The sequence below is a fragment of the Aquamicrobium terrae genome (assembly GCF_040545735.1).
Classification (GTDB): Bacteria; Pseudomonadota; Alphaproteobacteria; order Rhizobiales; family Rhizobiaceae; genus Mesorhizobium; species Mesorhizobium terrae_A.
Map to the genome: position 1 here is coordinate 406,475 of NZ_JBEPML010000001.1, position 22,294 is coordinate 428,768.

At 64.4% G+C, this 22,294-nt stretch carries 24 protein-coding genes; 16 read left to right on the top strand and 8 right to left on the bottom strand.

Annotated features, from left to right (window positions below; all coding sequences use genetic code 11):
* The first annotated feature begins 14 nt into the window (after positions 1–14).
* Positions 15–1,013: a nicotinate-nucleotide--dimethylbenzimidazole phosphoribosyltransferase gene (locus tag ABID37_RS01900; protein ID WP_354192291.1), complete on the top strand. Its 999-nt coding sequence runs from the start codon at positions 15–17 to the stop codon at positions 1,011–1,013.
* A gap of 17 nt (positions 1,014–1,030) precedes the next feature.
* On the opposite strand, the gene ABID37_RS01905 is transcribed toward ABID37_RS01900, so the two are convergent.
* Positions 1,031–2,551 (bottom strand): sensor histidine kinase, encoded by a 1,521-nt coding sequence (locus ABID37_RS01905; RefSeq protein WP_354192292.1) that lies wholly within the window; start codon positions 2,549–2,551, stop codon positions 1,031–1,033.
* Between the two features lie 75 nt (positions 2,552–2,626).
* Between ABID37_RS01905 and ABID37_RS01910 the strand changes: the two genes are divergently transcribed.
* From ABID37_RS01910 to ABID37_RS01925, 4 genes are all read left to right on the top strand, one after another.
* Positions 2,627–3,244: a thermonuclease family protein gene (locus ABID37_RS01910; RefSeq protein WP_354192294.1), complete on the top strand. Its 618-nt coding sequence runs from the start codon at positions 2,627–2,629 to the stop codon at positions 3,242–3,244.
* A gap of 44 nt (positions 3,245–3,288) precedes the next feature.
* Complete coding sequence (locus tag ABID37_RS01915) at positions 3,289–3,900, top strand: glutathione S-transferase (protein ID WP_354192295.1); 612 nt, start codon at positions 3,289–3,291, stop codon at positions 3,898–3,900.
* Positions 3,901–3,902: 2 nt separating this feature from the next.
* The gene (locus ABID37_RS01920) at positions 3,903–4,547 is read left to right on the top strand and encodes a uracil-DNA glycosylase family protein (protein WP_354192296.1); all 645 of its coding nucleotides are present in this window, start codon (positions 3,903–3,905) and stop codon (positions 4,545–4,547) included.
* 107 nt (positions 4,548–4,654) lie between these two features.
* On the top strand, positions 4,655–5,146 hold the full coding sequence (locus tag ABID37_RS01925) for an Lrp/AsnC family transcriptional regulator (protein ID WP_354192298.1): 492 nt from the start codon (positions 4,655–4,657) through the stop codon (positions 5,144–5,146).
* Positions 5,147–5,269: 123 nt separating this feature from the next.
* Here ABID37_RS01925 and ABID37_RS01930 read toward each other — a convergent pair whose 3' ends face one another.
* The 4 genes from ABID37_RS01930 to ABID37_RS01945 form a co-directional block, all read right to left on the bottom strand.
* Positions 5,270–5,824 carry a hypothetical protein gene (locus tag ABID37_RS01930; protein ID WP_354192300.1) on the bottom strand — a complete coding sequence of 185 codons (555 nt, stop codon included), beginning with the start codon at positions 5,822–5,824 and terminating at the stop codon, positions 5,270–5,272.
* Positions 5,825–5,952: 128 nt separating this feature from the next.
* On the bottom strand, positions 5,953–7,059 hold the full coding sequence (locus tag ABID37_RS01935) for a YcjF family protein (RefSeq protein WP_354192302.1): 1,107 nt from the start codon (positions 7,057–7,059) through the stop codon (positions 5,953–5,955).
* Positions 7,056–8,531: a YcjX family GTP-binding protein gene (locus ABID37_RS01940; protein ID WP_354192303.1), complete on the bottom strand. Its 1,476-nt coding sequence runs from the start codon at positions 8,529–8,531 to the stop codon at positions 7,056–7,058. The genes ABID37_RS01935 and ABID37_RS01940 overlap by 4 nt, the downstream gene beginning before the upstream one ends.
* A 147-nt stretch (positions 8,532–8,678) precedes the next feature.
* Positions 8,679–9,182: a SixA phosphatase family protein gene (locus ABID37_RS01945; protein WP_354192305.1), complete on the bottom strand. Its 504-nt coding sequence runs from the start codon at positions 9,180–9,182 to the stop codon at positions 8,679–8,681.
* Between the two features lie 174 nt (positions 9,183–9,356).
* Between ABID37_RS01945 and dksA the strand changes: the two genes are divergently transcribed.
* A complete protein-coding gene (gene dksA, locus ABID37_RS01950; protein ID WP_354192454.1) occupies positions 9,357–9,773 on the top strand; it encodes an RNA polymerase-binding protein DksA in 417 nt (138 codons plus the stop codon).
* Between the two features lie 85 nt (positions 9,774–9,858).
* On the opposite strand, the gene ABID37_RS01955 is transcribed toward dksA, so the two are convergent.
* On the bottom strand, positions 9,859–10,542 hold the full coding sequence (locus ABID37_RS01955; RefSeq protein ID WP_354192306.1) for a hypothetical protein: 684 nt from the start codon (positions 10,540–10,542) through the stop codon (positions 9,859–9,861).
* Positions 10,543–10,777: 235 nt separating this feature from the next.
* Between ABID37_RS01955 and cckA the strand changes: the two genes are divergently transcribed.
* Entirely contained in the window at positions 10,778–13,375 is a 2,598-nt protein-coding gene (gene cckA, locus ABID37_RS01960; protein WP_354192307.1) for a cell cycle histidine kinase CckA, read from the top strand.
* A gap of 11 nt (positions 13,376–13,386) precedes the next feature.
* Here the strand turns inward: cckA and ABID37_RS01965 are convergent, their stop codons facing one another.
* Positions 13,387–13,692, bottom strand: coding sequence for a ribbon-helix-helix domain-containing protein (locus tag ABID37_RS01965; protein ID WP_354192308.1), 306 nt, complete (start codon positions 13,690–13,692; stop codon positions 13,387–13,389).
* A gap of 244 nt (positions 13,693–13,936) precedes the next feature.
* On the opposite strand from ABID37_RS01965, the gene ABID37_RS01970 reads away from it, so the two are divergent.
* The 3 genes from ABID37_RS01970 (at position 13,937) to ABID37_RS01980 (ending at position 16,560) form a co-directional block, all read left to right on the top strand.
* Positions 13,937–14,332 carry a VOC family protein gene (locus ABID37_RS01970; RefSeq protein ID WP_354192309.1) on the top strand — a complete coding sequence of 132 codons (396 nt, stop codon included), beginning with the start codon at positions 13,937–13,939 and terminating at the stop codon, positions 14,330–14,332.
* A gap of 77 nt (positions 14,333–14,409) precedes the next feature.
* Entirely contained in the window at positions 14,410–14,940 is a 531-nt protein-coding gene (locus ABID37_RS01975) for a gluconate 2-dehydrogenase subunit 3 family protein (RefSeq protein ID WP_354192310.1), read from the top strand.
* 48 nt (positions 14,941–14,988) lie between these two features.
* A complete protein-coding gene (locus tag ABID37_RS01980; protein ID WP_354192311.1) occupies positions 14,989–16,560 on the top strand; it encodes a GMC family oxidoreductase in 1,572 nt (523 codons plus the stop codon).
* 53 nt (positions 16,561–16,613) lie between these two features.
* Here ABID37_RS01980 and ABID37_RS01985 read toward each other — a convergent pair whose 3' ends face one another.
* Entirely contained in the window at positions 16,614–17,000 is a 387-nt protein-coding gene (locus ABID37_RS01985) for a hypothetical protein (RefSeq protein WP_354192312.1), read from the bottom strand.
* A gap of 264 nt (positions 17,001–17,264) precedes the next feature.
* On the opposite strand from ABID37_RS01985, the gene ABID37_RS01990 reads away from it, so the two are divergent.
* From ABID37_RS01990 to pdhA, 6 genes are all read left to right on the top strand, one after another.
* Positions 17,265–17,450 carry a hypothetical protein gene (locus ABID37_RS01990; RefSeq protein ID WP_354192313.1) on the top strand — a complete coding sequence of 62 codons (186 nt, stop codon included), beginning with the start codon at positions 17,265–17,267 and terminating at the stop codon, positions 17,448–17,450.
* A 76-nt stretch (positions 17,451–17,526) separates the two neighbouring features.
* A complete protein-coding gene (locus ABID37_RS01995) occupies positions 17,527–18,399 on the top strand; it encodes a VOC family protein (RefSeq protein ID WP_354192315.1) in 873 nt (290 codons plus the stop codon).
* The gene (gene kdsA, locus ABID37_RS02000) at positions 18,396–19,226 is read left to right on the top strand and encodes a 3-deoxy-8-phosphooctulonate synthase (RefSeq protein ID WP_354192317.1); all 831 of its coding nucleotides are present in this window, start codon (positions 18,396–18,398) and stop codon (positions 19,224–19,226) included. The genes ABID37_RS01995 and kdsA overlap by 4 nt, the downstream gene beginning before the upstream one ends.
* A gap of 110 nt (positions 19,227–19,336) precedes the next feature.
* Positions 19,337–20,611: a phosphopyruvate hydratase gene (gene eno, locus ABID37_RS02005; protein WP_354192318.1), complete on the top strand. Its 1,275-nt coding sequence runs from the start codon at positions 19,337–19,339 to the stop codon at positions 20,609–20,611.
* Between the two features lie 145 nt (positions 20,612–20,756).
* The gene (locus ABID37_RS02010) at positions 20,757–21,068 is read left to right on the top strand and encodes an FtsB family cell division protein (protein ID WP_354192455.1); all 312 of its coding nucleotides are present in this window, start codon (positions 20,757–20,759) and stop codon (positions 21,066–21,068) included.
* A 182-nt stretch (positions 21,069–21,250) separates the two neighbouring features.
* Positions 21,251–22,291 carry a pyruvate dehydrogenase (acetyl-transferring) E1 component subunit alpha gene (gene pdhA / locus ABID37_RS02015; protein ID WP_354192319.1) on the top strand — a complete coding sequence of 347 codons (1,041 nt, stop codon included), beginning with the start codon at positions 21,251–21,253 and terminating at the stop codon, positions 22,289–22,291.
* Positions 22,292–22,294 lie beyond the last annotated feature (3 nt).

Consider the following 22,294-nt stretch of genomic DNA (forward strand, 5'->3'; position numbering starts at 1 on the left):
CAAGGAGCCGCGCCATGGTCAGCGCATTGCCGTTTGAAGATTTCCGAACCCTTTTGGACAAGCTGCCTGGGCCTGACGGCCAGGCCGGGGCGAGTGTCCGCGAGGTGTTCGCCAAGGCGGCGCTGGCACAGGGGCCGCTTGGCCGGATGGAGGATATCGCCGTCTGGTTCGCCGGCTGGACCGGCCGCGCGCGCCCGCAAGTGACGCGTCCGCTGGTCGCCATCTTTGCCGGCACCCACGGCGTCGCGGCGCAGGGCATCTCCCCGCGTCCGGTTTCGGCAACGGCCGAAGCGGTGGAATTGTGTGCGGCGGGCGGCGCTGCGATCAACCAGGTGTGCCTGACCTATGACCTCGGCCTCAAGGTGTTCGATCTCGCGCTCGATCTGCCGACGGGCGACATCACCCGCGAGCCGGCGCTGAACGAGCGTGGCTGCGCCGCCACCATGGCCTTCGGCATGGAGGCGATCGCCGGCGGTTCCGACCTGCTTTGCCTCGGCGAGTTGGGCGTGGGCAATTCCACCGTGGCCGCCGCGCTGCTGGCGGCGTTGTTCGGAGGCGAGGGCAGGGACTGGGTCGGTCCCGGCAGCGGCTCCGATGAGACGGGTGTGGCGCGCAAGGCCGCCATCGTGGATCAGGCGCTGGCCCTGCACGGGCCGCATCTCGACGATCCGCTGGAAGCGCTGGCGCGCGTCGGCGGACGGGAGTTCGCGGCCATCGCCGGGGCTATCCTTGCCGCCCGCATCGAGCGTGTGCCCGTCCTCATCGACGGCTTTGCCGCCACGGCGGCGGCCGCCGTCCTGCACAAGGCGAATCCCGGCGCGCTCGACCATTGCCTGCTGGCCAGCCTGTCGACCGAACCCGGCCATCGGCGGGCCGCCGAGTTCATCGGCCTGCAGCCGCTGCTCGATCTCGGCATCGGCCATGGAGAGGGCGTGGGCGCGGCGCTGGTTGCCGGTCTGGTGAAGGCCGCGGTGCAGATGACGTCGGGCATGGCGGTGGCGCAGCGCGGCTGAGCAGGAGCGCTGCGGGCCTACCAGCCGGCGTTGGCGGCGACCTTGGTCGGCAGCGCCGGCAGCTCTTCCATGACACGCGACGGCGGGAAGATGACGATGGCCTCGGTGCCTTCGCGCAGCCGCGAATGCAACTCGAATTCTCCACCGTGCATGGCGACGAGGCCCTGCACGATCGGCAGGCCGAGGCCGGTTCCCTGTTCGGCGCTCTTGATGGCGATGGCGCCCTGGCCGAACACAGACAGCACGACCGGGATTTCGTCCTGCGGGATGCCCGGGCCGTTGTCCTTCACCGAAATGTACTGTCCGCCACCGGCCGTCCAGCCGACGCGCACGCGCACTTCGCCGCCGGTCGGCGTGAACTTGATGGCGTTCGACAGGAGATTGAGCAGGATCTGGCGGATGGCGCGCTCGTCCGCAAACAGGCGCGGCAGCGTCGGCTCGAACTCCTGGACGATGCGGATATCCTTGTTGCGTGCCCGCAGTTCCATCATGTGGCAACTGTCTTCGGCCAGCAGGGCAAGGATCACCGGCTCTTCCTGAAGCTGGTAGCGGCCGGCCTCGATGCGCGACAGGTCGAGAATCTCGTTGATGAGGTTGAGCAGGTGCTGGCCCGAATCGTGGATATCGCCGGCATAGTCGCGATAGGTCTTGTTGCCGACGGGACCCAGCACCTCGTTGGCCATGACCTCCGAGAACCCCAGAATGGCGTTGAGCGGCGTGCGCAGTTCATGGCTCATCGAGGCCAGGAAGCGCGACTTGGCGAGATTGGCCTCCTCGGCGCGGTGGCGGGCCTCGTCCGACATGGCCTTCGCGGTTTCCAGCTCGGCAATCAGCGCATCCTTTTCCGAGCGGAAGGAAAGCAGCATGACCGACGAGCGGTTCAGATGCCGCGCGACGTAGGACAGGAAGGGCAGGGCAACGACCAGCAGGCCCAGCATCATCATCTCGACGGGCGCCAGCGGCCATGTGGCGCCGTAGGCATAGGCCGCGACGGGCAGGGCGAAGGTTGCGATCAGGGCGCCGCTGAGCGACGCGGTCATGATTGCCGTGGCGGCCATGGCCAGCAGGAGCGTCACCGCCTTGACGATATGGAACTGCTCGACCGCACAGGATGCGCATCCCAGCACGGCGAAATGCGCCCAGCCGAGGCCGGCAAGCAGGTGCGCGAGCAGGAAGTTGCGCTTTTCGGCCCTGGGCTTGACGAGGGCGGCGTCGGTCTTGTCGATCCTCTGTGCCGCCAGGATCAGCGCCGTGTTGAAGAGCAGCGCCAGCCCGCCCCACACCAGTATCTGGCTGCCGACGCCGGCTGCCACGCCGGCGAGCATGACGACCAGGATCAATACCGGGATGAACAGCGCGCCGCCCATCATGGCGCGGGCGTGCAGTTTCAGCATCTCGCGGTCGAAATCGGGATTGCCGGCCTGTTGCGCCAGACGGTCGCGGGTCTTGCGCACAGCGCGCGCCACATCGCTGTTGCGATGCGGTCGGCGGCGGTCCACAATATTCTTGTCCGCTGTGGTTGAGCGTTGCAACGGCATCAATGGGTTCAATCTATGCGGCCAGCAGGTTCAGCCGACACGCTACGATCCAATGCTTAAGACTTTGTTTTCCATATGAGCAGATCGCGTTGGCGTAACGGAGATCGGCGCCGGAGCCAGCGTCGGCGCAGCCCGGCACGGCGGTGGCTCGACTATGGGCTCACCATCGCCCTTTTCGCGTTGCTGGCGCTCCTCGTGGCGCGGCTGGACGCGGTCAACACCCGAACCGAGCAGGGCATGGCCAGGATCGTCGATGGCGATTCCATCGAGCTTGGCGGGCAGCGCGTGCGGCTGCGTGGGATCGACGCGCCGGAATATAGGCAGAACTGCACGCGCGAAGGCACGGAGTTTGCCTGCGGCCGGGAATCGCGGAATGCGCTCTTGCGGCTGACGCAGAACAAAACGGTGGTCTGCAGCGGCTGGCGCAACGATCAGTACGGCCGGCTTCTGGGGGACTGCACGGCGGATGGCATCGACCTCAACCGGGCCCAGGTGGAGGCCGGCTGGGCTGTCGCCTATGGCGATTTCGAACGGGAGGAGGCGGCCGCACGGGCTGCCGGACGCGGCGTCTGGGCCGGCGAGTTCGAGCGGCCCCGGCATTGGCGTGACCGGCAGGGCGGCCAGCCCGAGCCGGAGCATGATGTTCTGGCCGGCATCGGTGACTGGCTGCGGCAATTGTTTCGTTTCTGGTGAGGGCAGCCCTATATTGCGGGCATGCCGATGACAGGGAGAAGTCGATGAAGCTGTTCGATGGCGGGCGGGCGCCCAATCCGCGCCGGGTGCGCGTATTTCTCGCGGAAAAAGGCATGAAGGTGCCACTCGTTCCGGTCGACATGGGCGCGATGGGCCATCGCGCCGACGAGATACGCGTGCGCAATCCCTTGCAGCGCCTGCCGGTTCTGGAACTGGACGACGGCACCATCTTGACCGAATCCGTCGCCATCTGCCGCTATTTCGAGGAGCTTCAGCCTCAGCCGCCACTGTTTGGACAGGGTGCGCTCGGCAAGGCGCAGGTTGAGATGTGGCAGCGGCGCATGGAACTGGAACTGATGATGCGGGTGGCGCATGCCTTCCGCCACATCCATCCCGCCATGAAGGAGTGGGAGGTGCCGCAGGTGCCGGAATGGGGCGAAGCGAACAAGCCGAAGGTCATCGACTTCCTCCGGTTCATCGACGGTGAACTGGCGGGCCGGGAATTCATTGCCGGCGATGCCTATTCGATCGCCGATATCACCGGCCTGATCGCCGTCGATTTCATGAAGCCCGCCCGCATACAGGTGCCGGACGAGTGCGCGAATGTGCGGCGCTGGCATGAGGCTGTCTCGGCCCGGCCGAGCGCCGCTGCCTGACCATGGACATAAGCGAGCGGCCACCGGTCGTCGGCGACGATCTCGCCCGGCTGACGGCGCGGGTGCGGGCCTGCCGCATCTGCGTGGAACGGCCGCTCGGCAAGCCGCTTCCGCACGAGCCGCACCCGGTGCTGGTGCCGTCTTCCACGGCGCGCATCCTCATTGCCAGCCAGGCGCCCGGCACAAAGGTGCATCTGAGCGGCGTGCCGTTCACCGATGCTTCCGGCGACCGGTTGCGCTCCTGGCTGGGTGTCACCAGTTGCGAGTTCTACGATCCCGTAAAATTCGCCATCGTGCCGATGGGCTTCTGCTTCCCCGGCCAGGACGCCAAGGGTGGCGACCTGCCGCCGCGCCGCGAATGCGCGCCGGCATGGCGTGCGCCGCTGATGGAACTGATGCCGCAGCTCGACCTCATCCTCACCATCGGCATCTATGCACAGAACTGGCACATGGGCCCGTTGCGCAAGCCTTCGCTGACCGACACGGTGAAGGACTGGCGGGCGATCTGGCAGGCGGAAGGCAGGGTCAAGGTTCTGCCCTTGCCGCACCCTTCCTGGCGCAATACCGGCTGGCTTAAGCGCAATCCCTGGTTCGAAATGGAATTGCTGCCATTCCTCAAGACGGAAATCCGGCAACGGATTGGCTGAGGTTTTGAGAATTTATCACTCGTCTTTCGCCGATATATCGGAATTTCTTTCTTGTTTAACGGCGTGTTCTGGCGGAAAATTGGGCATCTTTTCTACAAGGAGCGCTCATGGACCGCCTCGACCGAAAAATTCTGCGCCTCTTGCAGGAGGATGCCACGCTTGCCGTGGCCGATGTCGCCAAGAAGGTCGGCCTGTCGACCACGCCGTGCTGGCGGCGTATCCAGAAACTGGAGGAGGAAGGGGTCATCAAGCGCCGCGTGGCGCTGCTCGATCCCGTGCGGGTGAATGTGCGGGTCAACGTCTTCGTCTCGATCCGCACCAATTCGCACAGCCATGAATGGCTGCGCCGCTTTTCCGAGGTGATCCAGGAATTTCCGGAAGTCGTCGAATTCTACCGCATGAGCGGTGATGTCGATTATCTGCTGCGGGTGGTGGTGCCTGATATCGCGGCCTATGACGCGTTCTACAAGCGCCTGATCGCCAAGATCGAAATCCGCGACGTGTCGTCGGCTTTTGCGATGGAGCAGATCAAGAACACCACCGAGCTGCCGCTCGATTACATGGTTCTCGACAAGGAATCGGGCGCCAACGCCGCTTAAAGCATGTTGCCCGAAAGTGGGAACCGGTTTCGGGATAACGATATGCGTAAAAACAGCAGCTTAAAGCGCAAGGAGCGAATCTGGAAGATCGCGACGCGCTTTAAGCGATCCTTGGCAGGCTCGTCAGTTCTTGGCGAGCTTGCCGACAGGTGCACCATCGACGCGCTTGAGGTTCATGCCGATCACCGGCACCACCTGCTTGTCCACCTTGACCGAAACGGTGACGACCATCGACTGGTCGTCGGGGATACGGGCCTGCATCACGCCGTTGAGCTGGTTGCGGTTGATGGCGAACACGACCTTGCGGGTGTCGACCACATTGCCGGCCACGATATCGAGGCCGTTGCCGGACGAGCCGCCCATGAACGAGCCCTTGTAGCCGCCACGGCCCTTGTGCTCGACCGTCGCCGTCATCTGCTGGGTGAAGACGCCGACGCGGCATGAGCCGTCGAGCGTCATGCCGACCTTCAGTTCAGGCGTCGATCCGGTGAAGGTGCAGGTGAACTTGGTGCCCTTGTACTTGCCGGCGACGATCTCGCCCGGGCCGACCCATTTGCCTTCGACCGACTGGAAGAACTGCTTGTCGCGCTCGCCTGCCGAAGCGGTTGCCGGGAGCATTGCGGTTGCCGACATGGCCAGGGCCAGCGGCAGCACGGAAGACACGATCACGCTTTTCATCGAGGATACCCGGCAACGAAATACTGAGAGGAACCTTGCTCGAACCATGAACAAGAATGGTTAACGGTTTCTCACCATATGCCGGACAATTCGAATTTTCGTCAGCTTCCGTGGCGTCACAAAGTGTGTCAGCGCTGCGCGTCTTCTTGCGGTTTCCCGCGGTTTTCCTTGCCGGCGAAGGAGGCCAGGGCCGACAGGAAATCGCTCATGCCGGGCCGCTTGAGCGCCTGGAAAGACAGGGGTCGGGTGGTGTCCATGGCGGCCAACCCGATGCGGGCGGTCAGCATGCCGTTGACCACGCCTTCGCCCAGCTTGGCCGACAGCCTCGCGGCGAGGCCGTGGCCCAGTATCTGCTGGACGAAGCCGTCGCCCAGCGCGATGGAGCCGGTGATGGCCAGATGGGCGAGCACGCCGCGCGCCAGCCGGAAGAAGCCCAGCGTGCCGGGGCGGCCGCCATACAGCTCGGAAAGCCGCCGGATCAGCCGCGCCGCCTCGAAGGCGACATAGGCGATGTCGACCACGGCGCGCGGGCTCACCGCCGTGACCAGCGAGACACGCTTGGCGGCGTCGAGGATCATGACCTTGGCGCGGGCATCGAGCGGGGCGAGGATCTCGGCTTCGGCCAGCCGCACGAGGTCGGCGCCGTCGATGACCTCGCTGCGCAGCGCATCCAGCGCACGGCGGCCCGCGGCGGTTTCCGGCTTGGAGGCCACGAAGGCGGACAGTTCATCCACCACGGCGCGCGCGGCCTTGGGGTCGTTGCGGGCGAGGGCGTCCAGCGCGCGGCGCTGCATCTTCTCGACCTCGGCCAGGCGGGCGATGGCCCAGAACTCGCGGGCGAGCACGATGACGAGGGCGATCGCGCCGATCGCGGCCACGCCCGCCGCCAGCCAGCCGAGCCATGGGGTGCGCTCGAAAAGGGTGCGGATCAGGCCATCGACCCACAGGCCGACCGCCAGCGACACCAATATGCCCAGCGCGCTGAGCAGGATGCGCGCGGCCAGCGAGCGCTTGCGCGGCGCTGTGGCAGGCGGCGGCTCGGCCACGGCGAGATCCGGCTCGTCGAAAACATCATGCTCGGCAGCCACGGCCACGGCGAGTTCGACTGGCGCGGCACGCGGCTTGCGCGGAGCGGTCATTGTCGGTGCCTGCCGGACCTTCGCCTTCTCTTCGGCGCTCTCCGCCGGCTCCGGCGCAATGGGAAATGCGGAGGGTTTGCGGGGCGTGCTGCTCATGCCAGCCTGTCTCCGATCAGGAACTGCAAGGCGCGGTCGAGCCGGATGTGCGGCAGGGACAGGGTAACGCCCTCGGCCGTGCGTTCCAGCTTCGGCGGACGGAAGCGGACGAAGCGGATCGCCGGATCGACATCGTCCTGCCTGTGGCCGTTCGACGTTTCAAAGACGGAATCAACTTTTTCCGGCAAGTCACCGGGAAATATGGCTGTTTCCGTCTTTCCGTCGAAGGCCTGGCCACCGATGGTTTCTCCGGCCAGCGGCGTGCCGAGAATGACGGGCAGGGTTTCGCGCCCCTGCTTGACGGTGCCTTCGCGGGTGGCGCGAACGGCGGCCATGGCGACCACGTCAACGTCGGCGCCGGTGAAATTGGCGCGTGCGATGGCCCTGTCCGCCAGCCGCCGCACGATGGCCTGCAAACGGTCGTGGCTTTCATGATGGAGATGGTCGGCCTTTGTGGCCGCGATGAGGATGCGGTCGATGCGCCTCGATACGAGGTCGGTCAGGAAATTGCCGCGGCCGGGGCGGAAGCAGGCGAGGATTTCCGTGACGGCGCGCTCCAGGTCGGCCATCGCGCCGGGGCCGGCGTTGAGCGCTTGCAGCGCATCGATCAGCACGATCTGGCGGTCGAGCCGGGTGATGTGCTCGCGGAAGAACGGCTTCACGACATGGGTCTTGTAGGCTTCGTAGCGGCGCTCCATCATGGCGCGCAGCGATCCGGGCCGTGCGCGGCGTTCTTCGCCGGGCGGCAGGGGCGCGAAGGTCAGCGCTGGCGACCCTTCGAGGTCGCCCGGCATCAGGAAGCGGCCCGGCGGCAGGGTGGACAGGGCGCGGTCATCGAGCTTGCAGGCCTTGAGATAAGCCGCGAAACCGTCGGCCAGCCGCCGCGCGGTGACCTCGTCGGCGTCGGCATCCGCATCGATGGCAGCGGAAAGCGTCCGCCAGTCCTTCGAAAGGTCCGTACGTACCGGAAGCTCTGCCATTTCAAAGGCTTCGCGGGAAAAGTCAGCGTAAGACTTTCCAAGCAGCGGCAGGTCGAGCAGCCATTCGCCGGGATAGTCGACGATGTCCAGCGACAGCTTGCCGGCGGAGAACATGCGGCCCCAGCCGGAAGCGGATTCATACTCGATGGTGAGCCGCAGCTCGGAGATCGCGCGGGTGGAATCCGGCCACAGGCGCTGTTCGACCAGCGTGGCGATATGATCCTCGTACTGGAAGCGGGGCACCGCGTCGTCCGGCTGCTCCTCCAGATAGGCCCGTGCGATGCGGCCGGATTTCTGCGCCTCGAACAGGGGCAGGCGGCCGCCATGGAGCAGATTGTGCACAAGAGCCGAGATGAAGACGGTCTTGCCGGCGCGCGAGAGGCCGGTGACGCCAAGGCGCAAGGTGGGCGAAAACAGCCCGGCGGCGCGGCCTGAAAGCGTGTCGAGCGCAATGCGCGCCTCGTCGGTGAATGTGGTCAGCGAGCTTGCCAATCCGGTTCCCGAACCTTGTCCAACTACTTGAGATTACGCGTTTCCCGACGGATCGCGATGAAGGGCCGCATTCGATATCCTGCCCGATATAGGGCGCCGTTGCCGGCTTTGTAATAGGGGCCGGCCTAGCAATAGGGCAAGGCCCGGTCAGATGGTGACGGGCGTCAGGAAGGCTTCCAGATAGCCCTTGCCGGGTGCTGCCTGCGCCAGACTGCCTTCGAAGCGCAACACGGCCAGTCCCGAGGTCGGGAAACCATAGTTCAGCATGTCGAGCGCGCCGGCCTCGCCATTGCCGGATATGGCGACGGTCAGATCCTCCATCATCGGGTTGTGGCCGATAACCAGCACCGAGCCCACATGACCGTGCGTTCTGACGGCATCGAGATAGAAGGCGGCGTCTTCCGTGTAGAGCGTGTCGAGGAAGACCACGCGGCCGGTGTCCACGCCGTTGGCTATTCCGGCCAGCGTTTCCCTGGCGCGGCGGGCGTTGGAGCACAGCGTCAGGTCGGGTTCATAGCCACAGTTGCGCATGATCGCGCCTGTGGCTGCCGCTTCCTCCATGCCGGTTGGATCGAGCGGACGGTCGAAATCACGCATTCCCGGCTGTGCCCAACCGGCTTTGGCGTGTCTCAGGAGATAGAGTCTGGCCACCAGCCCTCCCGTTTGTCCCTTATTCACAGGATTACCGATTGACGGAACCAAGCGCAACGCCGGGGAGAAGAGGGCGATCTTATACGATCGTGTGATGAGGGCAGACAAAGGCTTGTGCGGCCCTGCATGCGCGAATATATAGGCGCCAATTCTTGGGGCTGTCGGGTGAGTCGAATGAATCAAAACCTTGCTGCCGATTACGTACCCTCCGAAGACGAGCCGTTCATGAACGAACGGCAGAAGTCTTACTTCCGCAACAAGCTTATCGCCTGGAAGAACGATATCCTGCGCGAAGCGCGCGAAACGCTTGAAATCCTACAGCAGGAAAATGCCAACCTTCCCGATCTCGCGGATCGCGCCTCCTCGGAGACCGACCGTGCCATCGAGCTCAGGGCGCGCGACCGTCAGCGCAAGCTGATCTCGAAGATCGACTCGGCATTGCAGCGGATCGACGAGGGCACCTACGGCTATTGTGAAGAAACGGGCGAGCCGATTTCGTTGAAACGGCTCGATGCGCGGCCGATCGCGACCTTGTCCATCGAGGCGCAGGAACGCCACGAGCGTCGCGAAAAAGTCTATCGCGACGATTGAGCAACCTGTTCTCAGGCAAACAATGAAAAAGGCCGCCGGAAGGCGGCCTTTTTCATTGCGGTCATGGCATTGGGGGAGGCCGGGGCTAGCGCTTGCCGGTCGACAGTTCGCCGAGCAGCCTCGACATCTCGTCGTCCAGCGACGGCCCGGGCCTGGCGGGAGCCGGATCGTCAAGCGACAGGGCCAGTTCGCTGGCCAGCGAATCGTCGAGCGCGTCGTCGACCGACTGGACCGGCTGGCGCGGCTGTACGGGGATGTTCGCCCGTGGCGAAGGGTCCGCAACCGGCGGCGGGGCCGGCTCGACATGCCTTGCCGCGGGAGGTTGCGGCGCGATGGGAGCCGGGCGCGCGGGCGCTGAAACCGGTGCCTGCGGCGGCGCGGCGCGAGGCGGGGCAGGCGGCACCGGTGCTCTTGACGGCTGGTGGGGTACGGGCGCCGGTTCGCTGAGCGGCGCGGCGGCGCGCCTGGAAGCCGCCAGGCGGATGTCGCGCTCCACCACCACATCGGTCGGCCCGCCGATGAGAATCAGGTGTTCGACATCGTCCCGACGGACGAGGACAAGACGGCGATGGCTGTCGACGGCCGTGGCGTCCATGACTGCAAGCCGCGTCTTGCGGTTGCGTCCGCCGGCGACGAAGGTGCCGAAATTCATGCTGCGGATCGTCTTGACGATGAGCAGCACCACCGCGAACAGCACCAGCGCAGCCAGAACCCAGAAAATGGCAGTGCCATATCCGGCTCCTCCGGCACTATCGAGAAACTCAAACATCGGCACCCCCGAGAGCACGATCATGGAAACTGGCAGGACAGTAGAACGCTGCAACGCGGAACTGCAAGTTGCCGTTCCCGGCTTTCGGGCGGACTGCACCGCGATCTGCCCTTCCTGACCGCCAAACTGGCGTCATTTTCCGCTTACAGTTGCCCCTCGGGCCTTTTCCGGGCAAGGAGAATGTGATTCAACCGGTTCGGTTCGGCGAAGGGCAGGAATCGTAAGCAGGGGGCAAATGGCCAAGGACGCGCGCGCCGATTTCTATCCGATGCCGATGGTGGACCACAGCACGCGGCCGGGAACGGTCACGCGGCTCATCATCTTCATCCTGATCCTTATCGCCTCGGCGGTCGTCTTCGGCCTGTTCCGCGAGCGCTTCGGCGATCCCTTCCTGCTCGGCATGCTGGGCGTGCTGGCGATGATCGGCGTCGGCTTCCTGTTCGCCACCGCCATCGGTTTCATCCAGGTGGCGCCGCGCTCCACCGGTGACGAGCTTTCCAAGGCCTTCGTCGATTCGATGGCGCAGGGCCTCGTGGTCACGGATGCGAAGAACCGCATCATCTACGCCAACCGTGCCTATGCCGACATGACCGGGGCGGCCTCCGCGGCGGACATAAGGACCGTGGAAGGGCTGTTGTCGGATGCGCCGGAGGCATCTTCCGTCATCTATCGGCTGGCGTCCGGCCTGCGCGACGGCCAGCAGGGCGACGGCGAGTTCAGGCTCAACCAGTCGATCCGGCCCGGCGCCGAGCCCGGTGCGCGCTGGTATCGCGTCGAGGCCCGCCCGTTCCGGATTCCGGGCCAGCGCCAGCCTTTCAATGCGTGGAAACTGGCCGATATCTCGCGTGAGCGCGAGGAGCAGGAACGCTTCTTCCTCGACCTGCAAAAGGCCATCGATCATCTCGACAATGCCCCGGCCGGATTCTTCTCGACCGACGAGGACGGGCGCGTCACCTATGTCAACGCGACGCTGGCGGAATGGCTCGGCATCGACCTGGCCAGCTTCACGCCGGGTGCGGTGACGCTTTCGGATATCGTGGCCGGGGACGGCATGGCGCTGGTCCGCTCCGTGCGGCCCGATCCCGGCACGGCCCGCAATGCGGTGATCGACCTCGACCTCACCACCATGAAGGGCGAAGCCCTGCCGGTGCGCTTCCTGCACCGGGCAACTGCAAGCCGGGACGGCCACACCGGCCCGACACGCACCATCGTGCTGAACCGTACGGAAGGCGACGATTCTTCCGCCGATCTAAGAGCTTCCGAGGTTCGCTTCACCCGCTTTTTCAATTCGACGCCGATGGCCATTGCCGGTGTCGACCAGGCCGGGCGCATCCTGCGCACCAATGCGCCGTTCCTGTCGCTGTTCGCGTCGGCGGTGGACAGCGACGCGCTCGACCGGCGGGTGCGGCTGGATACCGTCATCCATGAGCGCGACCGGCCCGCCTTCGAGGCGGCGCTGGAGAAGGCGCGCCAGCGGCAGGCCGACATTGCGCCCATCGACACGGTGCTGCCGGACAACGAGGAGCGGCATATCCGCTTCTACGTCAATGCCGTGGCGGATGGCGACGGTGCCGAGGAGGCGGCGATCGTCTATGCCGTCGACACGACGGAGCAGAAGGCGCTGGAAGCGCAGATGGCGCAAAGCCAGAAGATGCAGGCCGTGGGCCAGCTTGCCGGCGGCATCGCGCACGACTTCAACAACGTGCTTACCGCCATCATCATGGCCTCGGACCTTCTGCTGACCAATCACAGGCCGTCCGACCCGTCCTTCCCGGACATCATGAACATCAAGCAGAACGCCAACCGCGCCGCCTCGCTGGTGCGGCAGTTGCTGGCCTTCTCGCGCAAGCAGACGCTGCGCCCGGAAGTGCTGACGCTGACCGATGTGCTGGCCGACCTGCGCATGCTGCTTGCCCGCCTCGTCGGCAACGACATAAAGCTTCGCATCGATCACGGCCGCGACCTGTGGCCGGTGAAAGTCGATATCGGCCAGTTCGAGCAGGTGGTGGTCAATCTGGCTGTCAACGCGCGCGACGCCATGCCGGGCGGCGGGGAACTGACCGTGCGCACCCGCAATGTGGCGACGGACGAGGCGAAGGCTTTCCCCTATCGCGAACTGGAAGCCGGCGACTATGTGCTGGTCGAGGTCGAGGATACCGGCAGCGGCATCCCGCCGGATGTGCTGAAGAAGATCTTCGAGCCGTTCTTCACCACCAAGGAAGTCGGCAAGGGCACCGGCCTCGGCCTTTCCATGGTCTATGGCATCATCAAGCAGACGGGCGGCTTCATCTTCTGCGATTCGGAAGTCGGCAAGGGCACCACCTTCCGCATCTTCCTGCCGCGCCACATTCCTGTCGCGGTCGCGCAGCCCGCGGGGGCGGCGGAGCAGAAGCCGGCGGCCAATGGCGCCGATGCCGCGGCGGCAGCGCCGGCCAAGCCCGCCGACACGGCGAAGGACCTTTCCGGGTCGGCGACCGTGCTGCTGGTGGAGGACGAGGATGCGGTGCGCATGGGGGGTGTGAGGGCGCTCACCTCGCGCGGCTATACGGTGCACGAAGCCTCCTCGGGCGTCGAGGCGCTGGAACTGTTCGAATCTCTCGAGGGCCGGGTCGACATCGTCGTGTCCGACGTGGTCATGCCCGAGATGGACGGACCGACCCTGCTCGGCGAACTGCGCAAGCGCCAGCCCGATGTCAAGTTCGTGTTCGTTTCGGGCTATGCCGAGGATGCCTTCGCCAAGAACCTGCCGGAAGACGCCCAGTTCGGCTTCCTGCCGAAACCGTTCTCGCTCAAGCAGTTGGCGACTGTCGTGAAGGAAGTTCTGGAAGCCTAGGGCGAGGCGGCTCAGGCCGCTTCGCGTTTCAGGGCTATCGCTTCTTCAGCCGTGGGCCGCGCCCCGCGCAGATAGAGCGCGCAGGTGGTACGCAGCATCGATGCGAAGTTCGGCACTTCGCCGCGAATTTCGATCGCTTCGTCATAGAGCTTCGAGATGAATTTGGGGGTCGTCAGCCCCTGGCTCTCGGCGATTTCGTCCAGCAATGTCCAGAAGGTCGCTTCGAGCTGGATGCTGGTGGAATGTCCGCCGATGCGAATCGACCTGTTGATCTGGCGATAACCCTCCGGATCCTGGCCGGCAAAAACCCTGCACATGATCAGGCCTCCCTGTCATTCCATCCTGGCCACCGGATTTTGTTTGGCACGGCCGCGCAGGATCAGTTCTCTGGTCTCTCAAAGGCACCATTTTGCCTTCTTGCGCCCATTCTGGGTCCAAAAATCCCAAACGGCAATCACACTTTCGAGTTTCATGCCCCGTGGTAACCCGCTGCCACCATCTTTGCCGGGGCGGTCGCATAATCCGTGCAACGACAAACGCAGGTGAAAGGCGGAGCGCGCTTTGGCGAAGGCAATCCACAGCATGATCCGGGTGCTCGACGAGGCCCGGTCGGTCGACTTCTACAACAAGGCCTTCGGGCTGGACGTCGCGGAGCGGCTCGATTTCGAGAGTTTCACCCTGATCTATCTCAGCAACACGGAGACCGGTTTCGAGCTCGAGCTCACCGTCAACAAGGGGCGCGAGGAGCCCTACCAGCTTGGCGACGGCTACGGCCATCTGGCCGTTTCGGTTGTCGACCTGGACAGCGAGCACGACCGGCTCGGCGCACTCGGCCTCAATCCGAAGAACATCGTCGAGTTCAACCGCGACGGCACGCTGCTAGCCCGGTTCTTCTTCATCGAGGACCCGGACGGCTACAAGATCGAGGTTTTGCAGCGGGGAGGCCGCTTCAAATAGGAGGTCGTGCCGCGCGGGAGACGCGGCGCCAGCCACAGCGCCTTTCCAAGGCGCTTCAGCAAGCAAGGGAGGAGAAAATGGTAACGGTTTACAGGCGCGAGCAGGGGCTTTCACGGCGTGAACTGCTCAAGCGCGGTGGCGTCGGTGCGCTGCTGGTCATCACCGGCAGCGCTGTCATCAGCCCCGAACATGCGTGGGGGCTGGAGACCTCGGCGCTCAAGCCGGAGACGATGGCGACGCTGATCCAGATGGCGCGCGACATCTACCCGCACGACCAGGTGCCGGACAGGTTCTACGCCATTGCCGTCAAGACCCATGACGAGCAGGCCGGCAAGGACACCGCGCACAAGGACCTCATCGAAAGCGGCATCGCCGATCTCGACAAGCGCGCCGGCGAGGGCGGCTATCGCAGGCTCGGCTGGGAGGAAGAGCGCGTCGAGGTGCTCAAGCAGATCGAGGAGACGCCATTCTTCCAGGCGATCCGGGGCGGGCTCGTGGTGGGCCTCTACAACCAGAAAGAGCTGTGGCCGATCTTCGGCTACGAGGGCGAGTCCTATTCGAAGGGCGGCTACATCACCCGCGGCTTCGACGACATCGAGTGGCTCTAGCGCCGCTCCGGTCCCTGAAGCTCGAATACGGATACATGGGAGGAAACCATGGCAGCACCTTATGATCTCAACGACGACAGCGTGGTCGTCATCATCGGCTCGGGCGCCGGCGGCGGAACGCTGGGCAACGAACTGGCACAGAAGGGCGTCGACGTCGTCATCCTGGAAGCCGGCAGCCGCATCGAATACGAGGATTTCATCAACGACGAATGGGACAGCTTCGCCCAGCTCTCATGGGGCGATCCGCGCACCGCATCGGGCGGCTGGCGGGTGGCGAAGGATTTTCCCGGCCTGCCGGCGTGGATCGTCAAGGCGGTGGGCGGCACCACCACCCACTGGGCCGGAGCCTCGCTGCGCTTTCAGGAGCATGAGTTCAAGACGCTGACCCATTACGGCAAGGTGGAAGGCGCCAACCTTCTCGACTGGCCGCTGACGCTTGCCGAGTTGGAGCCCTATTACGACAAGGCCGAGGACAAGATGGGGGTGACCCGCACCCACGGCATCGAAGGCCTGCCGGGCAACAACAATTTCAAGATCATGAAGGCCGGCGCCGACAAGCTTGGCTACAAGGAATGCCACACCGGCAACATGGCCATCAATTCGGCCGACCGCGACGACCGCATGGCCTGCCAGCAGACCGGGTTCTGCTTCCAGGGCTGCAAATGGGGTGCGAAATGGTCGACGCTCTACACCGAAATCCCCAAGGGCGAGGCGACGGGCAAGCTGGAGGTGCGCCCGAACAGCCATGTGGTGAAGATCGAGCATGACGACAGCGGCAAGGTCACCGGCGTCGTCTATGCCGACAAGGACGGCAAGTTGCAGGAGCAGAAGGCGCGCATCGTATGCGTGGCCGGCAACTCCATCGAAAGCCCGCGCCTGTTGCTGAACTCGGCCTCCGCGAAATTCCCGGACGGTCTGGCGAATTCATCTGGGCAGGTCGGCAAGAACTACATGCGCCACACCACCGGCTCGGTCTATGCCATCTTCGACAAGCCGGTGCATTTCTACCGTGGCACGACCATGGCCGGCATCGTCCGCGATGAGGCGCGCCACGATCCCTCGCGCGGTTTCGTCGGCGGCTATGAGTTGGAGACGCTGGCGCTCGGCATTCCGTTCATGGCGGCCTTCCTCAATCCGGGCTGCTGGGGCCGCGGTTTCACCACGGCGCTCGACCATTACGACCATATCGCCGGCATGTGGATCGTCGGCGAGGACATGCCGCAGGAGCAGAACGCCATCAAGCTGCATCCCACGCTCAAGGACCAGCACGGCATGCCGGTGGCGGATGTGTGGTTCACCGATCATGCGAACGACATCGCTATGCGCAATCATGCGTTCCGGCAGGGCGCGGCGATCTACGATGCCGTCGGCGCGACGCGCACCATGCCGACGCCGCCTTATCCCTCGACCCACAATCTCGGCACCAACCGCATGAGCGAGAAGGCATCCGACGGCGTGGTGAACAAGCATGGGCAGACCCACGACATCAAGAACCTGTTCGTTTCGGACGGCAGTCAGTTCACCACCGGCGGCGCGGAGAACCCGACGCTGACCATCGTGACGCTGGCGATCCGGCAGGCCGACTACATTGCCCAGGAGATGGCGGCGAACAACATCTGAAAACCCTCCCGCCGATTGACCCGGACACCCCAAGGTTCCGGGTCTCTTTTTGCTCAGCGGATCGTGCAGGTGGAGGCAGTGAAGGCGCCGTCCGGCTGGCGCATGATGATGTCGAAGGAGGCGCTGCGCGGGTCCCGCGAGGTCACCTGCGTCAGCGAAATGCTGTTGCCGCCCGACGTGAAGCCGCCAAGCGGGCCGAGCCAGGAAATCTCGTCGTTCGGCTCGATCTGGTAGTTGTAGCCCTGCTGCGGGACCGGAAAATAGCTCGGCCCGGTATAGACGTTGCCCTTGATGGTGATGTCGCCGAGGCTGAGGAACTGCCCGAGCAGATAGACCTCGCAATGATAGACGCCGTCCGGCAATCGCTCGACGGCGTCTGCCGGCGAGGCGATCGCGCAGGCCATTGCGAGGCTGGTTGCAAGCGGCAGAAAGATCTTCATTGCCTTTTCCGACTGTTCCTCCCTTCGATAGCAGCGCTGCCGCGCAAGGCCAATCGCGCCATTCGGTGCAACTGTGGCGTGTCGGCGAATGCATGCTATCCTTTTTCCAGCCACTGTGAGTCGGCTGATTTTCCGCGTCAACCGGGAATGGATTGGGGGAGGCGTTTCAGGCGCCTGCAAGTTCCGCGCAAGCAAGTCTGCCTAGGATTCGTTCCGTGTCTGGGAGTTGTTCATGGGGTTGGACAAACGGGCAGGGGAAAAGGGATGGATCGTTTTGTCGAGGATTATCAGAAACGCCGGCTGACGGACCGGTTCGATATACTCACAGCTATCAATATCTTGAAATCGCAGGGATATCAGGACGACGAGCTGATCAGGGAGATCATCCGCGTATTCTATGTCGATCTCGACACCTATCAGGAAGTGCTGGAACAGGCCCGCGCGGCCTGAACATTCCGGCAGGTTCCACGGGGTCGTGGCGCGTGCCGGCTTGAACGGCGCGCCGGAATGAGGCACACCGCCGGGAATGGCTCGCCCTCTCGATCACCTCGTTCTGCCGACCGCCGATCTGGAGATCGCGCGCGAGCGGCTGGGCCGTCTGGGCTTCACCGTGGCGCCGCGCGGCGTGCACCCCTTCGGCACCGAGAATTGCTGCGTCTATTTCGAGGGCGGCACTTTCATCGAGCCGCTGGCCGTGGCGGATGAAGCCGCCGCTGCTGCGGCAGCGAAGACCGGCAACGTCTTCGTCGCGCGCGACCGCTTCTATCGCGAGAGTTTCGGCCCTGAGGGGTTTTCCGCCGTCGTCTTCGGTAGCGAGGACGCGGACGACGATCACCGCCGCTATGTCGAGTCGGGTATTTCGGCGGGCGACCGACTGGATTTTTCCCGACCCTTCGTCGATGCGTCCGGCAAAAGCGACATCGCTTCCTTTCGGCTTGCCTTCGCGGCGGAGCCCGGGATGCGCGGCACCTTCGTCTTTGCCTGCCAGCGGGTCAATGCGCCGCGTGTCGATCGCGCGGCCCTTCAGGCTCATGCCAATGGCGCAACGGGGATCGCGGAAATCGTCGCGGTGAGCGGCGACCCGGCCGGGATGGCGGACTTCCTGCGCGTTGCCGCCGATGCGGATGGTTCGGCGGCTAACGGCAGCGGCATTCTGGAACTGCCGAATGCCCGTATCGCCACACTGACGCCCGATCGCTATAGCCAGCGTTTCGGCCTGCCATGCGATCCGCACGGCAGCCTTGCCTTTGCCGCCGTGGTGTTTTCGGTGCGCGACATCACCTTCCTGCGCACGCACCTTGCGTCGGGCAATATCGATCACGACATGCGGGGCAATCGCATCGTCGCTGCAGCCGCGCCGGGACAGGGCGCAGCCTTTATTTTCGAGGAGCATTCATGAGCACGCCAAACGCCGCGGTGAAAGCCGGAGCCGTCACCTTCGACAATCGCGCGCCGCTGGCGCTGATTGCCGGCCCCTGCCAGTTGGAGACGCGGCAGCATGCCTTCGACATGGCCGGCGCGCTCAAGGAAATGACCGGAAAGCTCGGCATCGGCCTCGTCTACAAGACGAGCTACGACAAGGCCAACCGCACCTCGCTTTCGGGCAAGCGTGGGGCCGGGCTGGAAGCCGCGCTGCCGATCTTCGACGACATCCGCAAGGAATTCGGACTGCCGGTGCTGACCGACATCCACACCGAGGAGCAATGCGCCATCGTCGCGCCGCATGTCGATATCCTGCAAATCCCGGCCTTCCTCAGCCGCCAGACCGACCTGCTGATCGCGGCGGCGCGCACCGGCAAGGTGGTGAACGTCAAGAAGGGCCAGTTCCTCGCGCCCTGGGACATGAAGAACGTGGTGGCCAAGATCGTGGCCTCCGGCAATCCCAACGTGCTGGTGACGGAACGCGGCGCCTCCTTCGGCTACAACACTTTGGTGTCGGACATGCGCGCCCTGCCGATCATGGCCGAACTCGGCGCGCCGGTGATCTTCGATGCGACCCATTCGGTGCAGCAGCCCGGCGGGCAGGGCGGTTCCTCCGGCGGCGAGCGGCGTTTCGTGGAAACGCTGGCGCGCGCGGCGGTGGCCGTGGGCGTCGCCGGCGTGTTCATCGAGACCCATCAGGACCCCGACAATGCGCCTTCCGACGGCCCGAACATGGTGCCGTTGAAGGACCTGCCGCCGCTCCTCGAAAAGCTGATGGCGTTCGACAGCATCGCCAAGGGTTGAACTGTTTCGCCCGAAAGCGGCGGGCAGTCCTTCAGGAAGCGATTGCCTTTTGGCCTCCTCATTGGCTATGACGTGGCCCATCTTTTCAACAGCCGGAACGGGGATTTCGAATGACCGCTATTGTCGACGTCGTAGGCCGCGAGATTCTCGATAGCCGGGGCAACCCGACCGTCGAAGTCGATGTCGTGCTCGAAGACGGCTCCATGGGCCGCGCCGCCGTCCCTTCCGGAGCCTCCACCGGCGCGCATGAGGCCGTCGAGCTGCGCGACGGCGGGCCGCGCTATCTCGGCAAGGGCGTCGAGAAGGCGGTCGAGGCCGTCAACGGCGAATTGTTCGAGGCCATCGGCGGACTGGAGGCCGAGGACCAGATCCACATCGACCGCACCATGATCGAGCTGGACGGCACGCCGAACAAGGGCCGCCTCGGCGCCAACGCCATTCTCGGCGTGTCGCTCGCCGTTGCCAAGGCCGCGGCCGAGTCCGCCGGCCTGCCGCTCTACCGCTATGTCGGCGGTGCGCAGGCGCATGTGCTGCCGGTGCCGATGATGAACATCATCAATGGCGGCGCCCATGCCGACAACCCGATCGATTTCCAGGAATTCATGATCATGCCGGTCGGCGCCTCGTCCGTCCGCGAGGCGGTGCGCTGGGGTTCGGAAGTCTTCCACACGCTCAAGAAGGGCCTCAAGGAAGCCGGCCACAACACGAATGTCGGCGACGAGGGCGGCTTCGCGCCGAACCTGAAGAGCGCCCAGGCCGCGCTGGACTTCGTCATGGCCTCCATCGAGAAGGCCGGCTTCAAGCCCGGCGAGGAAATGGCGCTGGCGCTCGACTGCGCCTCGACCGAGTTCTTCAAGGACGGCAACTACGTCTACGAGGGCGAGAAGAAGACCCGCGATCCCAAGGCGCAGGCCAAGTACCTGGCCAAGCTGGCGGCCGACTACCCGATCATCTCGATCGAGGACGGCATGGCCGAGGACGACTGGGAAGGCTGGAAGTACCTGACCGACCTGATCGGCAAGAAGGTGCAGCTCGTCGGCGACGATCTGTTCGTGACCAATTCGGCGCGCCTGCGCGACGGCATCCGCATGGGCGTCGCCAACTCGATCCTGGTCAAGGTCAACCAGATCGGCTCGCTGTCCGAGACGCTGGACGCGGTCGAGACGGCGCACAAGGCGGCCTACACCGCGGTCATGTCGCACCGCTCGGGCGAGACCGAGGATTCCACCATCGCCGACCTCGCCGTGGCGACCAATTGCGGGCAGATCAAGACCGGCTCGCTGGCGCGCTCCGACCGTACGGCCAAGTACAACCAGCTCATCCGCATCGAGGAAGAACTCGGCCGTCAGGCGCGTTACGCCGGCAGCTCGATCCTCAAGGGCTGAGCCAGACACACTTCCATAGCGACGGATCGAAAAGGGCGGGGCAACCCGCCCTTTTTCATTGCCCGTATGTGCTGCGGGCACGCGGCGTAACCGTCCATTAAGCACAATCGGCGACAAGAAGGTGAAAGGGACCTTGAGCCGAACCATGTGGACGCGTCAGTACAAGCAGAGAAAGACCGGACGGCTGATCATTCCCGTCCTGTGCGCGGCCTTTGTCGCCTATTTCGGCTTCCATGCCTATCACGGCCAGTACGGCATCAATTCTCGCGAGCGCATGGAGGAGCAGACCGCGCGCCTGCAGGCTCAACTCGGCAAGTTGCAGGCCGAGCGCGCGGAGCTTGAGAAGCGGGTGCGCCTGTTGCATGATGGGACCTTGGAAAAAGACATGCTGGACGAACTGGCGCGCAAGGCGCTGAATCTGTCCAACCCGGACGAAGTGATCATCATGCTGCGCTGAAAAGCCAGTTAACCGAATTTGGGTTAATCACTATAAATTTCAATAAATATAAATGCTTAGCTGCATGTCAGCCATGCATTTTCTACATGGCGAAATGCAGATATGCATGATAGCTTCCCGCTCTATCAGTGGGGAGGAAATCTCCCGCAAGTCCGACAAGAGACGCCCTTAGGGAGAAGTATATGGCCACCGCAGCCAGAAAAGCGCCTGCCAGATCGAAGGGCGACAGCAAGTCGCCGACCATAGCCGCGCCCAAGCCGGCGGAATTCAGCAAGGAACAGGAACTCTCCGCCTATCGCGAGATGCTGCTTATCCGGCGTTTCGAGGAGAAGGCCGGCCAGCTTTACGGCATGGGCTTCATCGGCGGCTTCTGCCATCTCTATATCGGTCAGGAAGCCGTCGTCACCGGCATGAAGATGGCGCTGATCGAGGGTGACCAGATGATCACCGCCTATCGCGACCACGGCCATATGCTGGCCATGGAGATGTCGCCGCGCGGGGTGATGGCCGAATTGACCGGACGCCAGGGCGGCTACTCCAAGGGCAAGGGCGGCTCCATGCACATGTTCTCCAAGGAGAAGCAGTTCTATGGCGGCCACGGCATCGTCGGCGCGCAGGTGCCGCTCGGCACCGGCCTTGCCTTCGCCAACCGCTATCGCGGCAACAAGAACGTGTCGCTGACCTTCTTCGGCGACGGCGCCTCCAACCAGGGCCAGGTCTACGAGAGCTTCAACATGGCCTCGCTGTGGAAGCTGCCGGTGGTCTACATCATCGAGAACAACCGCTACGCCATGGGCACGTCGGTGACGCGCTCCTCGGCCGAGACCGACTTCTCGCAACGCGGCGCCTCCTTCAAGATCCCCGGCGTCAAGGTCGACGGCATGGATGTGCGCGCGGTCAAGTCCGCCTCCGACATGGCGGTGGAATGGTGCCGCAACGGCAACGGCCCGATCATCCTGGAGATGAACACCTACCGTTATCGCGGCCACTCCATGTCCGATCCGGCCAAGTACCGCTCGAAGGAAGAAGTGCAGAAGATGCGCTCCGAGCACGACCCGATCGAGCAGGTGAAGGCGCGTCTCCTCGCCAAGAAGTGGGCGAGCGAGGACGAGTTGAAGCTTATCGACAAGGAGGTGCGCGACATCGTCGCCGACGCCGCCGAATTCGCACAGAACGATCCCGAGCCGGATGCCTCCGAGCTCTGGACGGACATCGTCCTTTAAGGG

What these genes read in the sequence shown, in the direction of transcription:
- ABID37_RS01900 (WP_354192291.1), top strand. Translation starts at nt 15, where the DNA reads ATGGTCAGCGCATTGCCGTTTGAAGATTTCCGAACCCTTTTGGACAAG.
- ABID37_RS01905 (WP_354192292.1), bottom strand. Translation starts at nt 2,551, where the DNA reads ATGCCGTTGCAACGCTCAACCACAGCGGACAAGAATATTGTGGACCGC.
- ABID37_RS01910 (WP_354192294.1), top strand. Translation starts at nt 2,627, where the DNA reads ATGAGCAGATCGCGTTGGCGTAACGGAGATCGGCGCCGGAGCCAGCGT.
- ABID37_RS01915 (WP_354192295.1), top strand. Translation starts at nt 3,289, where the DNA reads ATGAAGCTGTTCGATGGCGGGCGGGCGCCCAATCCGCGCCGGGTGCGC.
- ABID37_RS01920 (WP_354192296.1), top strand. Translation starts at nt 3,903, where the DNA reads ATGGACATAAGCGAGCGGCCACCGGTCGTCGGCGACGATCTCGCCCGG.
- ABID37_RS01925 (WP_354192298.1), top strand. Translation starts at nt 4,655, where the DNA reads ATGGACCGCCTCGACCGAAAAATTCTGCGCCTCTTGCAGGAGGATGCC.
- ABID37_RS01930 (WP_354192300.1), bottom strand. Translation starts at nt 5,824, where the DNA reads ATGAAAAGCGTGATCGTGTCTTCCGTGCTGCCGCTGGCCCTGGCCATG.
- ABID37_RS01935 (WP_354192302.1), bottom strand. Translation starts at nt 7,059, where the DNA reads ATGAGCAGCACGCCCCGCAAACCCTCCGCATTTCCCATTGCGCCGGAG.
- dksA (WP_354192454.1), top strand. Translation starts at nt 9,357, where the DNA reads ATGAATCAAAACCTTGCTGCCGATTACGTACCCTCCGAAGACGAGCCG.
- ABID37_RS01955 (WP_354192306.1), bottom strand. Translation starts at nt 10,542, where the DNA reads ATGTTTGAGTTTCTCGATAGTGCCGGAGGAGCCGGATATGGCACTGCC.
- cckA (WP_354192307.1), top strand. Translation starts at nt 10,778, where the DNA reads ATGGCCAAGGACGCGCGCGCCGATTTCTATCCGATGCCGATGGTGGAC.
- ABID37_RS01965 (WP_354192308.1), bottom strand. Translation starts at nt 13,692, where the DNA reads ATGTGCAGGGTTTTTGCCGGCCAGGATCCGGAGGGTTATCGCCAGATC.
- ABID37_RS01975 (WP_354192310.1), top strand. Translation starts at nt 14,410, where the DNA reads ATGGTAACGGTTTACAGGCGCGAGCAGGGGCTTTCACGGCGTGAACTG.
- ABID37_RS01980 (WP_354192311.1), top strand. Translation starts at nt 14,989, where the DNA reads ATGGCAGCACCTTATGATCTCAACGACGACAGCGTGGTCGTCATCATC.
- ABID37_RS01985 (WP_354192312.1), bottom strand. Translation starts at nt 17,000, where the DNA reads ATGAAGATCTTTCTGCCGCTTGCAACCAGCCTCGCAATGGCCTGCGCG.
- ABID37_RS01990 (WP_354192313.1), top strand. Translation starts at nt 17,265, where the DNA reads ATGGATCGTTTTGTCGAGGATTATCAGAAACGCCGGCTGACGGACCGG.
- ABID37_RS01995 (WP_354192315.1), top strand. Translation starts at nt 17,527, where the DNA reads ATGGCTCGCCCTCTCGATCACCTCGTTCTGCCGACCGCCGATCTGGAG.
- kdsA (WP_354192317.1), top strand. Translation starts at nt 18,396, where the DNA reads ATGAGCACGCCAAACGCCGCGGTGAAAGCCGGAGCCGTCACCTTCGAC.
- eno (WP_354192318.1), top strand. Translation starts at nt 19,337, where the DNA reads ATGACCGCTATTGTCGACGTCGTAGGCCGCGAGATTCTCGATAGCCGG.
- ABID37_RS02010 (WP_354192455.1), top strand. Translation starts at nt 20,757, where the DNA reads ATGTGGACGCGTCAGTACAAGCAGAGAAAGACCGGACGGCTGATCATT.
- pdhA (WP_354192319.1), top strand. Translation starts at nt 21,251, where the DNA reads ATGGCCACCGCAGCCAGAAAAGCGCCTGCCAGATCGAAGGGCGACAGC.